This is a genomic window from Streptomyces sp. NPDC051136, assembly GCF_044455745.1.
In the GTDB taxonomy this organism is placed as follows: Bacteria; Actinomycetota; Actinomycetes; order Streptomycetales; family Streptomycetaceae; genus Streptomyces.
Genome location: NZ_JBITFE010000002.1, coordinates 1 through 14,688, shown reverse-complemented (window position 1 = coordinate 14,688; position 14,688 = coordinate 1). Strand labels below are relative to the sequence as shown.

At 73.0% G+C, this 14,688-nt stretch carries 12 protein-coding genes; 5 read left to right on the top strand and 7 right to left on the bottom strand.

Annotation, left to right across the window (positions count from 1 at the left end):
• Positions 1-22 precede the first annotated feature (22 nt).
• The 7 genes from ACIBCJ_RS05650 to mtnA form a co-directional block, all read right to left on the bottom strand.
• Positions 23-787 carry a response regulator transcription factor gene (locus ACIBCJ_RS05650; protein WP_133885395.1) on the bottom strand — a complete coding sequence of 255 codons (765 nt, stop codon included), beginning with the start codon at positions 785-787 and terminating at the stop codon, positions 23-25.
• A gap of 229 nt (positions 788-1,016) precedes the next feature.
• Positions 1,017-1,709, bottom strand: a complete 693-nt coding sequence (gene hpf / locus ACIBCJ_RS05645; RefSeq protein WP_133885394.1) for a ribosome hibernation-promoting factor, HPF/YfiA family — start codon at positions 1,707-1,709, stop codon at positions 1,017-1,019.
• Positions 1,710-2,022: 313 nt separating this feature from the next.
• Positions 2,023-2,946, bottom strand: a complete 924-nt coding sequence (locus tag ACIBCJ_RS05640) for a ComF family protein (RefSeq protein WP_399281883.1) — start codon at positions 2,944-2,946, stop codon at positions 2,023-2,025.
• Positions 2,947-3,061: 115 nt separating this feature from the next.
• Positions 3,062-4,909, bottom strand: a complete 1,848-nt coding sequence (locus ACIBCJ_RS05635; protein WP_365978939.1) for an LpqB family beta-propeller domain-containing protein — start codon at positions 4,907-4,909, stop codon at positions 3,062-3,064.
• Positions 4,899-6,971: a two-component system sensor histidine kinase MtrB gene (gene mtrB / locus ACIBCJ_RS05630; protein ID WP_362094176.1), complete on the bottom strand. Its 2,073-nt coding sequence runs from the start codon at positions 6,969-6,971 to the stop codon at positions 4,899-4,901. The genes ACIBCJ_RS05635 and mtrB overlap by 11 nt, the downstream gene beginning before the upstream one ends.
• Before the next feature lies 1 nt (position 6,972).
• Complete coding sequence (gene mtrA / locus ACIBCJ_RS05625; protein WP_003975799.1) at positions 6,973-7,662, bottom strand: two-component system response regulator MtrA; 690 nt, start codon at positions 7,660-7,662, stop codon at positions 6,973-6,975.
• 4 nt (positions 7,663-7,666) lie between these two features.
• Positions 7,667-8,809, bottom strand: a complete 1,143-nt coding sequence (mtnA, locus tag ACIBCJ_RS05620; RefSeq protein WP_365978938.1) for an S-methyl-5-thioribose-1-phosphate isomerase — start codon at positions 8,807-8,809, stop codon at positions 7,667-7,669.
• Positions 8,810-8,949: 140 nt separating this feature from the next.
• Between mtnA and ACIBCJ_RS05615 the strand changes: the two genes are divergently transcribed.
• From ACIBCJ_RS05615 to ACIBCJ_RS05595, 5 genes are read left to right on the top strand one after another with little or no spacing between them, the layout of a single operon-like run.
• Positions 8,950-10,296, top strand: a complete 1,347-nt coding sequence (locus ACIBCJ_RS05615; RefSeq protein ID WP_365978937.1) for a glycerophosphoryl diester phosphodiesterase membrane domain-containing protein — start codon at positions 8,950-8,952, stop codon at positions 10,294-10,296.
• 22 nt (positions 10,297-10,318) lie between these two features.
• Complete coding sequence (locus ACIBCJ_RS05610; RefSeq protein ID WP_365979265.1) at positions 10,319-11,032, top strand: DUF4129 domain-containing protein; 714 nt, start codon at positions 10,319-10,321, stop codon at positions 11,030-11,032.
• The gene (locus ACIBCJ_RS05605; protein ID WP_365978936.1) at positions 11,029-12,246 is read left to right on the top strand and encodes a DUF4350 domain-containing protein; all 1,218 of its coding nucleotides are present in this window, start codon (positions 11,029-11,031) and stop codon (positions 12,244-12,246) included. Before ACIBCJ_RS05610 ends, ACIBCJ_RS05605 begins: the two co-directional genes overlap by 4 nt.
• Positions 12,246-13,235, top strand: coding sequence for a MoxR family ATPase (locus tag ACIBCJ_RS05600; protein WP_362095497.1), 990 nt, complete (start codon positions 12,246-12,248; stop codon positions 13,233-13,235). The genes ACIBCJ_RS05605 and ACIBCJ_RS05600 overlap by 1 nt, the downstream gene beginning before the upstream one ends.
• Positions 13,235-14,545 carry a DUF58 domain-containing protein gene (locus tag ACIBCJ_RS05595; RefSeq protein WP_365978935.1) on the top strand — a complete coding sequence of 437 codons (1,311 nt, stop codon included), beginning with the start codon at positions 13,235-13,237 and terminating at the stop codon, positions 14,543-14,545. Before ACIBCJ_RS05600 ends, ACIBCJ_RS05595 begins: the two co-directional genes overlap by 1 nt.
• The last annotated feature ends 143 nt before the right edge of the window (positions 14,546-14,688 follow it).

Below are 14,688 nucleotides of genomic sequence, written 5' to 3'. Positions count from 1 at the left end.
ACCGGATCACCGGGTCACCGGGTCACCGGATCTCGAGAATCTTCTCCCGCATCGCGTACACCACGGCCTCCATCCTGGAGTGCAGCTGCAGTTTCTCCAGGATGTTGCGCACGTGGTTCTTCACGGTGTTCTCGGAAATGAACAGTTCCTTGGCGATGTCCCGGTTGTTCATTCCCGTGGCCACGAGCTTGAGGACCTCCAGCTCGCGATCCGTGAGCCGGGGCGCGGGCACCAGTCGGCGTTCGTCGGTCCGCTGGATCATCGACTTGAACTCGGTGAGCAGTTTCGACGCCATGGACGGACTGATCTGGGACTGACCGTCGGCCACCGCGCGAATGGCGGTGGCCACCTCGTCCGTGGAGATCTCCTTGAGGAGATAACCGGTCGCGCCCGCCTTGATCGCGTCGTAGAGGTCGGCCTCCTCGTCGCTGATCGTCAGCATAATGATCTTCGCGCTGGGGGCGACCTCCTTGATGGAGGTGCAGGCCTCGATACCGCCCCGCTTGGGCATCCGCACATCCATCAGGATGATGTCCGGCAGCAGATCGGCGGCCTTCTCCACGGCCTCCGCGCCGTCACCTGCCTCGCCGACGACCTGGATGTCCTCCTCGGCCGCGAGCACGATCTCCAGGCCGCGACGGAAGAGGGCGTGGTCGTCGACGACCAGCACCCTGATCGGCTCCTCGCGCGCGGAGCCGGCGTCGGCGTCCGGGCCCATGCCGACGGCCCCGTCGTCGATCCCGTGGTCGACGCCCGAGCCCCGCATCGGTCCGAAACTGTCCGCCATCGTTCCTCCCCCTGAAGGCTGTGGCCCGAGGTCCTGAGCCATCGCCAACCCAGAGCAACGACCCACCGGTTGGGCCGTTGCCGCCATGATTCCATGCCAGGCCGACAGCGGGGTGACCGAACGGGCACCGATGGGGTCGCACACCCGCGCGCACCGTGGCACACCGGTGCCCCTGGGGGCGCACACATGCGCTCCAGGGGCACCGGTCCGCTGTCTCCCGCGGTGCGCGTCAGCCGCCGAGTGCGTCGCCCGCGTCGGGCGCGTGCGCCTGGGTGACCATCGTGTCCGTGGTGAGGTGGATCACGCCGTAGTCGTAGGCGTGCCGCCGGTAGACGACGCTGGGTTCCTTCGTCTCGGAGTCGACGAACAGGTAGAAGTCGTGCCCGACCAGCTCCATCTCGTAGAGCGCCTGGTCGAGGGACATGGGCGCGGCCACGTGGGTCTTCTCCCGGACGACGAGCGGACCGTCGCCCTGGACCTCCAGCGAGCCGATCTTCTTGGTGGGTACGCCGTCCTGCTTCTCCGTCGGGACGACGTCGCCGTTCCCGTTGAGCGTCGCCGCGTCGGGGACGTGGTCGGCGACCTCCGCCGCCGGGATCCGGCGCGCGCCACGGCGCGAGAAGCGCTTGTCGTGCTGCTTGCGCAGCCGTGCGCCGAGCTTCTCCGCCGCCAGGTCGAGCGCCGCGTAGGGGTCGCTCGCCGCCGCCTCCGCCCGAATCACCGGACCGCGGGAGCGGAGGGTGATCTCCACTCGGTCACAGCGGTCGGCCTGCCGGGGGTTCGGCTCCTTGGACACCTCGACGTCGAGGCTGATCACCTTGCCATCGAGCTTCTGGATCTTCTCCAGCTTCAGCTTCTCGGCCACGTGCTTCCGGAACCGCTCGGGCACCTCGGTCTTGCGGCCCTTGACGACGATGTCCACGCAGAACTCCGTTCCCGGATCGCTCCGCTTCCACGGCGGAGCATCTCCCTTTTGCACCAGGCTCCGGTCTCTCCCGGAACCTCGGACTCGGTGACGTCCACCTCCTCCCCCGCGGGCGAGATCTCCACTCCACCGGTGCGGGTGATGACGGTGAAACCCGCAGCACGGCATTCGGATTTGAGAGGTGTGGCCTGCGGCTTTGCCTCACAACCGAACATATCTCGCCCGGACGGATGTCGTCACCCTCTACCGCCCCGTACCTCCGTTCCGGTGAATTACTCCTGTCATTACCTGCAACGACGAAACTTCTCAGTCAGTTCCGGTTTATTTCGAAGGAATTAGGTGAAGCCGCAACCACTGCCGCGCAGATCGCTTCCCGGATCACGTCACCGCCTCCGTACCGGCCCACCATTCGGGGCCTGGTCTTCCGTTCCTCTCTGCCTTCCCCTGCCGCCGCCGGATACACAGCCGATCTCGCCCTCCCGTACGTTCCCGGCCCCGCCCGCGACTCAGCGGCGGCGCCCTCGGCCGCGCGCACCGCACGCGCGGCCTCGGACAAGGACGCCCCCGTCGTCATCAGGTCGTCGACCAGGACGACCGCCCCGCCGTCCAGCAACCCGCCACCGCCGGGGGCCACCGCCAGCGCGCCGGCGAGGTTGTCCACCCGCTGCGTGGCGTCGAGCCCCGACTGGTCCGCCACGGCGTACCGCTGCCGCAGCACGCTCAGCACCCGGGCGGACGTCCCGGTGCGTCGCAACTCCGCCGCCGCTGCGAGGGCGATCCGCCGCGCCGGGTCGTGGCCACGCCTCCGCACCGCCCCGCGCGCCGACGGCACCGGCACGAGCAGTACCGGCCCCCACGCCGGTACGGCACTTTCGTCACCGGCTTCCGCATCAGCGCTCGCGTCACGGACCGCCGCGCGTACCTCGCGAAGCCCCGCCCGCACCGCTTCCGCCAGTGCCGCGCCGAGCGGCGCCGCGAGGGCCAGCACCCCGCGCTCCTTGTGGGCCAGCAGCGCGGCCCGCACCTCGTCCGCGTAGGGCGCGGACGCGTGCACCACAGGCAGGCCGGGCGGCTCCGGGTCCGGACGCACCCGGCGCGGCGGCACTCCGCTCAGGGCCGCGCGGCACCCGGGACACAGCACCGCACGCTCCCGGCCGCAGCCTCCGCACTCGGCCGGCAGCACCAGGTCCGTGAGGTCCGTCCACCATCTCCGCACTGCTCGTGATCCCCGCATGGCCACCACTGTGCCCAAGCGGACGAGACCCCACCAGGCCTGTGGAAAACGCGGAGGACACCGCAGGCCGTCCTGTGGAAAACGTCGTCACCCGCGACGGCCGGCCGCCCCCGCCTCACCCCGGATAGACCGGCGCGGTCCCTTCCGTCACCTTCTGCCACTGGAGCCCGGACGGCAGCCGCACGATCAGATCCTCCGAGTACGCCACCAGCGGCAACCGCTCGTCCTCGGTCGCGGCGATCTCCTTGACCCCGGTCAGCGCCGCGGGCACCGAGGCCTCCGGCGTCGAGCCGTCGACCTGGACGTACCCGATCTGCTGGACGCCCCCGCGCTCGCGCCCGACCACCACGAGGCGGGCGTCACCGGCCCACGACATGGCCGTGACCTCCTCCAGCTCGGGGGTGGCGGAGCGCAGTTCGAGGACGGTGACCGCGGCCGGTCCACCGGCCCGCTCGTCCCGTTCGATCCGGCCGATGAGCAGCGAACGCTTGCCGTCCTTCTCCACGACCAGCGCGATCCGCACCCCGTCGGCGGCCACCCGCACGGCCTGCACGCGCCCGTCGAGGCCCGGCGTCCGGACCTCCACCGGGTCACCCGCGCCCTTCTCCAGCAGCAGCAACCGGGGGTCCGCCGGGTCGCGGTCGGCGATCCAGAGGTCGCCCTGCGTGTCCCAGCTGGGCGGGGTCAGCCGATCGGTCTCCGCCTTGCCCGCGCTGGTCAGCACGGGATCGCCGAGGGAACCGCCCGACACCAGCGAACCGACGTAGAGCGACTTGCTGTCGAGGCCGATCCCGGCCGCACTGTGCTCGTCGCGCGACACGGCGACCGACCGCATGGGCCGCTGTCCCTCGCCCAGGGGGCCGGGCACCGGTTCGGCCCGGGTCCCGTTGCTGCCGGCGGCGATGTGCACCAGGCGGTCCTGCTCGTCGACGAAGTACAGGTAGTCGGGGCGCTGCGCCGAGCCGCGCGTCGCGACGGTCTCGGCCCGGTCCTCGGAGAGCGAGCACAGCTGCTCGTCGCCCGAGCGCAGCTCGACCTCCTCCACCGCGGGGGTGAGGTTCTGCAGCGTGAACAGGAGCTGCGCGGCCATCTCGTCGCACTTGCCGTCGCCCGCCGCGGCCGCCTTGCCGTTCAACGGCACGGTCAGCCTGCTGCGGTCGTCGGGCGTCAGCGGACCGACGTTCTTCGCCAGCGCCGTGCCGGTCGGGAAGCTGGACCTGACGACGGGGTCCAGCAGGCTCGTGGGCCCGTCGAGCAGGGAACGCACCACGTGGGTGAGCGGATCCACGCGTCGGCGGACGTAGACGGGATCGGCGACGGCGGCCGGTTCCCGGACCGGTCCGGTGCCGGCGTCCGCCCGCGTCGCGGTGTTCGAGGCGAAGTAGTAGCGGTTGACCGACATGTAGTTGCGCTGGAAGTCCGACTTGCCCATGACGACGCCCTGCGGCAGCACGTCGATGCGCCACTGCTTGGTCTTGCCGTCCCGGGTGAGGTGCACCGACTCGCGGTACGCGCCCTCGGCCGGCGCGTACGACTGCTGCGCGTCCACCGTGGCGACCCTGGTGCCGGTCAGGTTGACCGAGTAGTCGTTGGCGTCCTCGCGGTTGCCCGAGTGGTCCGACATCGTCCCGGGTCCGTCCGCGAGCACCGTCGCCGACCGGTCCGGCCGCCAGTTCTTCGCGGCGTCGCCGGTCAGGTACTTCCGGGCCGTCTCGTAGTGCGGATCGTCGCTGGTCAGCGCCTCCAGGAAACCCTGCACGATGTCGGCGGGCGGGTCGTCCTCCTGCGGCGGCATCGCGAACACCCGCACCTGCGGGTCCTGCCGCGGCGTGGACTCCACCCCCCGCAGGTCCCCGCTGTCGGGCATGGACGCGCAGCCCGCCAGCAGGACGAAGCCGCAGGCGGTGTACGCCCACACCCGTGCCGGCCGCCGCCGACCGCTCCCCTCGCGGTCAGCGCCCACGAGATGCCTCCCCTTGCCTGCTCGAGTCCTCGGGACCGGCCTCCGGGCGGCTCCCCGCCCCCGGCGCCGGCTCGCCGTCCTGTCTCCGGGCGCCCGACACGGGCCTCGGCACCACGCGCGCGCCGTTGCCGGGCAGGGCCGTCGGATCGGCCGTGGGGGCCACCGTGGCCTGCCGCGGCGTTATCGGCCCCCGCGCGGACACCGGGGAGCCCTGTCCGGCCGCCGCCTGCGCCGGAACACCGACCGCCTTCGGCGCGCCGTGCGGCGCCGCGGGGTCGCCCAGGCCCGCGTCGTGGAGCCCGCGATTACGGCGCGAGTCCTTCGGCTCCAGCGGTATCGGCGACCCCCGCAGCGGCTCGTCCGCGGTCCTGGGCAGCGTCAGACGGAACTGCGAGCCGCCGCCGGGCTCGCCCCATGCCTGCAGCCAGCCGCCGTGCAGCCGCGCGTCCTCCAGGGCGATCGACAGTCCGAGCCCCGTGCCGCCGGTGGTACGCGCGCGTGCCGGGTCGGCCCGCCAGAAGCGGCTGAAGACCCGGGTGGCCTCGCCCGGCTTGAGCCCGACGCCGTAGTCGCGCACCGCGACGGCGACCGCGCCCCCGGCGGCGGCGAGCTTGACGACCACGTCCCGGCCCTCGCCATGCTCGACGGCGTTGACGACGAGGTTGCGCAGCACGCGCTCGACACGCCGGGCGTCGGCCTCGGCGACGACGGGCTGCTGGTCGCCCAGGACGCGTATCCGCGTCCCCTTGCGCTCGGCGAGCGGCTCCGCGCCGCTGACGACGCGCCGGACGACGTCCCTGAGGTCTATCGGCTCGGCCTCCAGGGCCGCGGCGCCCGCGTCGAAGCGGCTGATCTCCAGCAGGTCGGCGAGCAGCGTCTCGAACCGGTCCAGCTGGTCGGCGAGCAGCTCGGCCGACCGCGCGGTCACCGGATCGAAGTCCACGCGCGCGTCGTGGATGACGTCGGCCGCCATCCGTACGGTGGTCAGCGGCGTCCGCAGCTCGTGCGACACGTCCGAGACGAACCGCCGCTGCATCCGCGACAGGTCCTCCAGCTGACTGATCTTGAGCTGGAGGTTCTGGGCCATCTTGTTGAAGGCCTCACCGAGCCGGGCGATGTCGTCCTCACCGGTGACCTTCATACGTTCCTGAAGCCGGCCCGCGGACAGCCGCTCGGCGATGCTCGCCGCCATCCGTACGGGCGTGACGACCTGGCGCACCACGAGCCAGGCGATGGCCCCGAGCAGCACGACGACGAAGAGCCCGGCCGTCGCCAGGGTGCCCCTGACCAGGCTGAGCGACTTCTCCTCCTGGGTGAGCGGGAAGAGGTAGTACAGCTGGTACGGCTCGCCGTTCGGGTCGTTGACCTGCTTGCCGATGACCAGTCCGGGCTGGGACGCCTGGCCGGAGTTGTAGACGATGCGGGTGTAGCTCTGGGCGGCGGCGGTGTCGCCGTCGATCCGCTCCCGCAGGTCCTCGGGGACGCTGACCGCCCAGTCGACCGAGCCGGAGGCGCGCGGACCGCGTCCGCTGCCGCTCTCGCCGCCCATCGGGAGGGTGACCACGTCGAAGGCGCTCTGGCCGCCGCTGGAGAGCGACTTCACGAGTTCACTCATCCACTGGATGACGTTCTGCGAGGGGCGGCCGTCCGCGGGGGTCGTGTCGTCGCCGCCGGTGCTCGCCGCCTCCTCGGCCTTCTGCTTGGCCGCCGTGAAGCCGCCGGTGGCCTGGCTCTGGGAGGCCTTCACCTTGGCGTCCAGCAGGCCGTTGCGGACCTGCCCGATCACCACGAAGCCGAGCAGCAGCACCACGCCCAGCGACATCAGCAGGGTGGTGGCGACGACCTTGAGCTGGATGTTGCGCCGCCACAGCCGCATCACCGGCAGCAGGGGCCTGCGCACCCAGCGCATGAACAGCCGGAGCACCGGGCTGCCCTGCACCCCGCCGTGCAGCAGCCCGCTCTCCAGCACGGCGCTCAGGCGCGAACCGGCGCCCCGGTGGCCGACAGGCCGTCCGGCGCGGGCCTCGGACCCGGGCGCCGAAACGGCACTGTCCCTGGCCATGTCAGCTCGGTCCGGCCTTGTAACCGACGCCGCGGACGGTCACCACGATCTCCGGCTTCTCCGGGTCCTTCTCGACCTTGGAGCGCAGCCGCTGGACATGCACGTTGACCAGCCGGGTGTCGGCGGCGTGCCGGTAGCCCCAGACCTGCTCGAGGAGCACCTCGCGCGTGAAGACCTGCCACGGCTTGCGGGCCAGCGCCACCAGCAGGTCGAACTCCAGCGGCGTCAGCGCGATCGACTGCCCGTCCCGCTTCACGGAGTGACCGGCCACGTCGATGACCAGGTCGCCTATGGCGAGCTGTTCCGGCGCCGGCTCCTCCGACCTCCGCAGGCGCGCCCGGATGCGGGCCACCAGCTCCTTCGGCTTGAACGGCTTCACGATGTAGTCGTCGGCGCCCGACTCGAGACCGACCACGACGTCGACGGTGTCACTCTTCGCCGTCAGCATCACGATCGGCACACCCGACTCCGCCCTGATCAGGCGGCACACCTCGATGCCGTCCCGGCCGGGCAGCATGAGGTCGAGCAGCACCAGGTCGGGCTTGGTCTCCCGGAAGGCGGCCAGCGCCTTGTCGCCGTCGGCTACGAAAGACGGCTCAAAACCCTCACCACGCAGCACAATGCCGAGCATCTCGGCCAGTGCGGTGTCGTCGTCGACGACAAGGACTCGTCCCTTCATAAACGACATCATCCCATTAGCTAATCGTTACCTGGCGTGACCTGGCACACAGCGCGGCCAGGGCCTCGGTCGTCACGGGCGAAACCACGCCGTCCTCGGTGACGATCGCCGTCACCAGCTCGGGCGGAGTCACGTCGAAGGCGGGGTTGTACGCCTGGGTCCCCAGGGGTGCCACCGGAATCCCGCCTCCCGCTCCCGCCACCGGCACCTGAGGCGCTGTGACCTCGGTCACCTCGTATCCGGGGCGCTGTTCCACTTCGATGGACGCCCCGTCCGGCGTCTCCGGATCCACCGTCGTGGCCGGCGCCACCACGATGAACGGCACGTGGTGGTACCGCGCGAGCACCGCGAGCGGATAGCTCCCCACCTTGTTCGCCACCGAACCGTCGGCCGCGATGCGGTCCGCGCCGATCAGCACCGCGTCCACCTCGCCCGCCGCGAACAGCGAACCCGCCGCGTTGTCGGTGAGCAAGGTGTACGCCATGTCGTTGCGGGCCGCCTCGTATGCCGTCAGGCGAGCACCTTGCAGCAAGGGACGCGTTTCGTCCACCCACAGGCGTCGCAGCCGCCCCGACCGGTGCGCCGCGAGGGCCACCGCGAACGCGGTCCCCTCACCGCCCGAGACCAGCGAACCGGTGTTGCAGTGCGTGAGGACGCGGTGCCCTCCGGCGGGCAGCAGCTCGTCGAGCAGCGCCAGCCCGTGCGCGGCCATCCGCTCGCTGGCCGCGGCGTCCTCCCGGTGCAGCGCCCGCGCCGCGGACAGCGCCGCCTCGGCGGCCTGCCGGGCGTCACCGGTCCTGGCGAGCGCCTCCCGGTGGGCGGCCTGCGCCCGGCGCACCCCCACGGCGAGGTTCACCGCGGTGGGACGGGCACCCGCCAGCGCCGCCGCGGCCTCCTCGACCTCGAAGCCCCGGACGGCGGCGAGCGCGACTCCGTAGGCGCCCGCGATGCCCAGCAGCGGCGCCCCGCGCACGGCGAGCGAACGGATCGCCTCGACGAGCGCGGCCGCGTCCGTGCAGACCAGCTCGACCTCCTCGGCGGGCAGCCTGGTCTGGTCCAGCAGCACCAGCACCGGACCCTCGGGGGGTTCCTCCCAGCGGAGCACCGGTATCCCGGTCGGCCGGTTGCCCTCGCCGCTTCGCGCGCTTCGATCAGCCATGCGGTCAGTCTGCCCCCTGTACGACGGACAATTGAAGGTGCGCAGCCCCTACCGCGCCCGGTCCGCACCCGACGCCCCCATGGCACGATGGCTGCCAACCTGCCGCCGCGACCGCGGACGGGCACCGTGAAGGAGCGACGATGAACGACACTCCGGGCTGGGCATCGCCCGGATCCGCCCCGTCCGACGGGCCGGAGCCCGGCGCGTCCGGCCCCGCCGAGCCCGCCGACCGCCCCGCCGGCGCCGATCGGCCCGCGACGCCCGCTGACCGGCCGGATGCGGAACCGACGAGCCCCGGCACGAAGTGGTCCAAGGAGCAGCCGCCCGCCGGCCGGTGGTCCGCACCCACCGCCCCCGCCGACCAGGGCCAGGCCCCGCCCCCGCCCGGCCCGGGCTGGGGCACCCCGCCGCCCGGGCCCCCCGGAGGCGGCCACGGGGGCCACGGGGGCTACGGCGCCCCCGGTGGACACGGCGGCTGGGGAGGCGGCTGGGGCGGGCCCCCGCCCGCGGCCAAGCCCGGGGTGGTCCCGCTCCGCCCGCTCGGCGTCGGCGAGATCCTCGACGGCGCCGTCTCCACCATGCGCACCTACTGGCGCACCGTCCTCGGCATCTCCCTGACCGTCGCCGTCCTCACCGAGATCGTCGTCGTGCTGCTCCGGGGCCTCGTCCTGGACGACACCAGCACCGACGTCCTCAACGACCCCGACGCCACCCTGAGCGAACTCGGCGACGCGCTGGCCGACACCACGATCAACTCGGGGGTCGTCTTCCTGATCTCCCTGATCGGCACCGTGCTGGCCACCGCGCTGCTCACCACCGTCACCAGCCGCGCCGTGCTCGGCAAGCCGGTGACCACCGATCAGGCCTGGCGGGACTCCCGCCCCCAGGTGCTGAAGCTGTTCGGCCTGATCCTCCTGCTGCTGCTCATCGTCGCCGGACTCCTCACGGCCGGCATGGCACCCGGCCTGATCGTCACGGCCACCGCGGGCGGCGGGGCCGGCGTCGCCCTGGCCGCCCTGGGCTTCCTCGTGGGCTGCGTCGTCGCGGTGTGGCTCATGGTCCGCTTCTCGCTCGCCTCCCCCGCGCTGATGCTGGAGAAGCAGGGCGTCAAGAAGGCGCTCGGCCGCTCGGTGAAGCTGGTGCGCGGCTCCTGGTGGCGCGTCTTCGGCATCCAGCTGCTCGCCACGGTCATCGCCAACGTCGTCGCCTCGATCATCGTCATCCCCTTCACCTTCCTCGCCGCGGCCCTCGGCGGCGACGGCGTCGGCGGCTTCCTGGAGGGCACCGGCGACCTCGGCTGGACGTTCCTCGTCGTCAGCGGCATCGGCTCGGTGATCGGCTCCATGATCACCTTCCCGATCACGGCGGGCGTGACCGTGCTGCTCTACATCGACCAGCGCATCCGCCGCGAGGCCCTCGACCTCGAACTGGCCCGCGCCGCCGGCACCCGGGGCCCCGGCGCATCCGGCGCCGTCCCGGGGAGCTGATGCGGTGAGTCCGACGGGGGGAATGCTCACGGGGGTGCTGTCACGGCCGCGTTCCGGCGACGAACCGCCGGTGACGATCCCGCGCGACCCGGCGCGGGAGGCCGCACGGCGCGAGCTGTCCAAGGGGATGTACCACGAGAGCGATCCCGGCTGGTTCCAGCGGGCTCTGAGTACCTTCTGGGACTGGGTCGAAGAGCTGTTCGGCAAGGCGTCCACCGCGACACCCGGCGGGACGCTCGGCCTGGTCGTCGTCATCGTGGCCGTACTGGCCGTGCTGGGCGCCCTCTGGTGGCGCCTGGGCACCCCGCGCCGGGGCGCCGTCTCCGCCCCCACCCTCTTCGACGACCGTCCCCGCAGCGCCGCCGACCACCGCGCCGCCGCCCAGGCCCACGCCGCCGCAGGACACTGGAACCAGGCCGTGCAGGAACGCATGCGGGCCGTCGTCCGCGCCCTGGAGGAACGCGCCCTGCTCGACATCCGCCCGGGCCGCACCGCCGACGAGGCCGCCACCGAGGCGGGCCGCGCCCTGCCCGCCCACAGAGACCGACTGCGTACCGCCGCGCGGGACTTCGACGACGTGGCGTACGGCGGCCGGCCCGGCAGCGAAGACTCGTACCGGCGCCTCACCGAACTCGACCACGACCTGGAACGCAGCAAGCCGCACCTGGCGAGCAGCACGACCGGCGGCCCCACGGGGGACGCGGACCGGGACACCCGCCGGGGAGCCGCCGAATGACCACCGAGGCCACGCTCCCCAGCACCGCGGCCTCGCCCACCGCCCGCCAGGTGTGGACCCGCGCGCGGGGCATCGCGCTCGCGCTCGCCCTGCTGCTCGTCGGAGCCGTCACGATCGCCGTCGTCCGCTCCGACGCCCGGCACGGCGAACTCGACCCGCGCTCCGCCGACCCCTACGGCAGCCGCGCCGTCGCCGAACTCCTCGCCGCCCGGGGGATCTCCACGCGCGTGGTCACCACCCCGGAGGAAGCGCGGTCCGCGGCCGGACCGGACACCACCCTGCTGATCGCCGCCCCCGACCTCCTGACGGGGCGTGAGCAGGACCGACTCCACTCGGCGACGACCGGCTCCGGGGGACGCACCGTCCTCGTCGCTCCCGGCGGCGGCGCCGTCGAACGCCTCATCCCCGGCGTCACCGCCGACCCCGCGCTCAGCTTCGACTCCACGCTGGCCCCCGCCTGCGACCTGCCCGCCGCCCGCCGCGCGGGCAACGCCGACACGGGCGGCATCCGTTACAGCACCCACCTCGAAGCCGACGCCTGCTATCCCAGCCGCCGCCTGGCCACCCTGCTGCGCGTCCCCGACGCCTCCGCGAAGGCGTCCCCGGGCCTCGCCCAGGGCGACACCGTCGTCCTCGGCGCCCGCGACATCCTTCTCAACAACCACCTCGACGAGCACGGCAACGCCTCGCTCGCCCTTCAACTCCTCGGCTCCCGCGACCATCTGGTCTGGTACCTCCCCTCCCTCTCCGACGTACCGGGCCCGGACGAGGAACGCAGCTTCTTCGACCTGCTCCCCTCGGGCTGGCTCTGGGGCGCCCTGCAGCTCTTCATCGCCGCCGCCCTCGCCGCCCTGTGGCGGGCACGCCGACTGGGCCCGCTGGTGCCCGAAAAACTCCCCGTCGCGATCCGCGCCTCCGAAACCGTCGAAGGCCGCGCCCGCCTCTACCGCAAGGCGAACGCCCGCGACCGCGCCGCCACCGCTCTTCGCTCCGCCACCCGCACCCGCCTCGCTCCCCTCGTCGGCATCCCCGTCACCCGGGCGCACACACCCGAGTTCCTGCTCCCCGCCCTGTCCGCGCACCTGCACGGCGCACCCGGCGACGGACAGACCCTGCACGCCCTCCTCTTCGGCCCGCCGCCCGGCGACGACGCGGCCCTGATCGCACTCGCCGACCAACTCGACGCCCTCGAAAGAGAGGTACGCCGTCCATGATGGACCCGACCACTGACAACGCCGGGCAGACCGCGGCCCCGGGCGACGCCCGCGCCGCCCTCGAAGCCCTGCGCGCCGAGATCGCCAAGGCCGTGGTCGGCCAGGACGCCGCCGTGACCGGTCTCGTCGTCGCGCTCCTGTGCCGGGGCCACGTCCTGCTCGAAGGTGTCCCCGGAGTCGCCAAGACGCTGCTCGTCCGCACACTCGCCGCGGCCACCGAACTCGACACCAAACGCGTCCAGTTCACCCCCGACCTGATGCCGAGCGACGTCACCGGCTCCCTGGTCTACGACGCCCGCAGCACCGAGTTCTCCTTCCAGCCGGGGCCGGTCTTCACCAACCTGCTGCTCGCCGACGAGATCAACCGCACGCCCCCGAAAACCCAGTCGTCCCTCCTCGAAGCCATGGAGGAACGCCAGGTCACCGTGGACGGCACGCCCCGCCCGCTGCCCGAGCCGTTCCTCGTCGCGGCCACCCAGAACCCGGTCGAGTACGAGGGCACGTACCCCCTCCCGGAAGCCCAGCTGGACCGCTTCCTCCTCAAACTGACCGTCCCCCTGCCCACCCGCCAGGACGAGATCGACGTCCTCACCCGCCACGCCGCCGGGTTCAACCCGCGCGACCTGCACGCCGCCGGCGTACGCCCCGTCGCCGCCGCCGCCGACCTGGAGGCCGCCCGCGCCGAGGCGGCCAAGACGACCGTCTCCCCCGAGATCACGGCCTACGTCGTCGACATCTGCCGCGCCACCCGCGAGTCGCCGTCCCTCACCCTCGGCGTCTCCCCGCGCGGAGCCACCGCGCTGCTGTCGACCTCCCGCGCCTGGGCCTGGCTCACGGGCCGCGACTACGTCACCCCGGACGACGTGAAGGCCCTGGCCCTGCCCACCCTGCGGCACCGCGTCCAGCTCCGCCCGGAGGCGGAGATGGAGGGCGTGACCACGGACTCGGTCATCAACGCGATCCTCGCCCACGTCCCCGTCCCCCGCTGATGGCACTCACCGGACGCGCCGCTCTCATCGCGGCCCTCGGCTCCGTCCCCGTCGGCATCTGGGCCCCCGGCTGGACGGGCATCCTCGCGGTCAACGTCCCGCTGGCCGCCGCCTGCGCCTGCGACTTCGCCCTGGCCGCCCCCGTACGGCGCCTCCGCCTGTCCCGCTCCGGCGACACTTCCGCCCGTCTGGGTGACACCGCCGACGTCACCTTGACGGTCACCAACCCGTCCGGCCGCCCGCTCCGGGCCCGTCTGCGCGACGCGTGGCCACCCAGCAGCTGGCAGTCCGGCACCGAGACGGCGGCCTCCCGCCACACCATCGCGGTGCCCGCCGGCGAACGCCGGCGCATCACCACCCGCCTGCGCCCCACCCGTCGCGGCGACCGCCACGCGGACCGCGTCACGATCCGCTCGTACGGCCCCCTGGGCCTGTTCGCCCGCCAAGGCACCCACCGGGTTCCCTGGACCGTGCGCGTCCTGCCCCCGTTCACAAGCCGCAAGCACCTCCCCTCCAAGCTGTCCCGCCTGCGCGAACTCGACGGCCGCACCAGCGTCCTCACCCGCGGCGAGGGCACGGAGTTCGACAGCCTGCGCGAGTACGTCCCCGGCGACGACACGCGTTCCATCGACTGGCGGGCCACGGCACGCCAGTCCACCGTCGCGGTACGCACCTGGCGCCCTGAACGGGACCGGCACATCCTGCTCGTCCTCGACACCGGACGAACCTCGGCGGGCCGTGTGGGCGATGCCCCTCGCCTCGACGCCTCCATGGACGCCGCGCTGCTCCTCGCCGCCCTGGCCTCCCGCGCCGGCGACCGTGTCGACCTCCTCGCCTACGACCGCCGGGTACGTTCCCTGCTCCAGGGCCGCACGGCGGGAGACGTCCTTCCGTCCCTGGTCAACGCCATGGCGACCTTGGAACCGGAGCTGGTGGAAACCGACGCACGCGGCCTCACCGCCACCGCGCTCCGGTCCGCGCCCCGCCGGTCCCTGATCGTCCTGTTCACGACGCTCGACGCGGCCCCGGTCGAGGAGGGACTACTCCCCGTCCTGCCGCAGCTGACCCAGCGCCACACCGTCGTCGTGGCCTCGGTGGCCGACCCGCACGTGGCAAGAATGGCCGACGCCCGGGGCCACACGGATGCCGTGTACGAAGCCGCAGCGGCCGCACAGGCCCGAACAGAACGCCGCCGCATCGCCGACCAGCTCCGACGGCACGGTGTGACGGTCGTCGACGCGATCCCGGACGACCTGCCGCCGGCACTCGCGGACGCGTATCTCGAACTCAAAACGACAGGCCGCCTGTAACGGTCCGAAGCAGTGGCGGGGGGGGGGGGGGGGGGGGCGCCCCCCCCCCCCCCCCCCCCCCCCCCCACCCACCCGGGGAGAGGCGGGGGGGGCGCGGGGCCCGCCCCCCGCGGAACGGGGGGGGGCGGGGGGGGCCGCCGGGG

What these genes read in the sequence shown, in the direction of transcription:
- ACIBCJ_RS05605 (WP_365978936.1), top strand. Translation starts at nt 11,029, where the DNA reads ATGACCACCGAGGCCACGCTCCCCAGCACCGCGGCCTCGCCCACCGCC.
- ACIBCJ_RS05650 (WP_133885395.1), bottom strand. Translation starts at nt 787, where the DNA reads ATGGCGGACAGTTTCGGACCGATGCGGGGCTCGGGCGTCGACCACGGG.
- ACIBCJ_RS05600 (WP_362095497.1), top strand. Translation starts at nt 12,246, where the DNA reads ATGGACCCGACCACTGACAACGCCGGGCAGACCGCGGCCCCGGGCGAC.
- mtrA (WP_003975799.1), bottom strand. Translation starts at nt 7,662, where the DNA reads ATGATGTCGTTTATGAAGGGACGAGTCCTTGTCGTCGACGACGACACC.
- ACIBCJ_RS05615 (WP_365978937.1), top strand. Translation starts at nt 8,950, where the DNA reads ATGAACGACACTCCGGGCTGGGCATCGCCCGGATCCGCCCCGTCCGAC.
- ACIBCJ_RS05640 (WP_399281883.1), bottom strand. Translation starts at nt 2,946, where the DNA reads ATGCGGGGATCACGAGCAGTGCGGAGATGGTGGACGGACCTCACGGAC.
- mtnA (WP_365978938.1), bottom strand. Translation starts at nt 8,809, where the DNA reads ATGGCTGATCGAAGCGCGCGAAGCGGCGAGGGCAACCGGCCGACCGGG.
- mtrB (WP_362094176.1), bottom strand. Translation starts at nt 6,971, where the DNA reads ATGGCCAGGGACAGTGCCGTTTCGGCGCCCGGGTCCGAGGCCCGCGCC.
- ACIBCJ_RS05595 (WP_365978935.1), top strand. Translation starts at nt 13,235, where the DNA reads ATGGCACTCACCGGACGCGCCGCTCTCATCGCGGCCCTCGGCTCCGTC.
- ACIBCJ_RS05610 (WP_365979265.1), top strand. Translation starts at nt 10,319, where the DNA reads ATGCTCACGGGGGTGCTGTCACGGCCGCGTTCCGGCGACGAACCGCCG.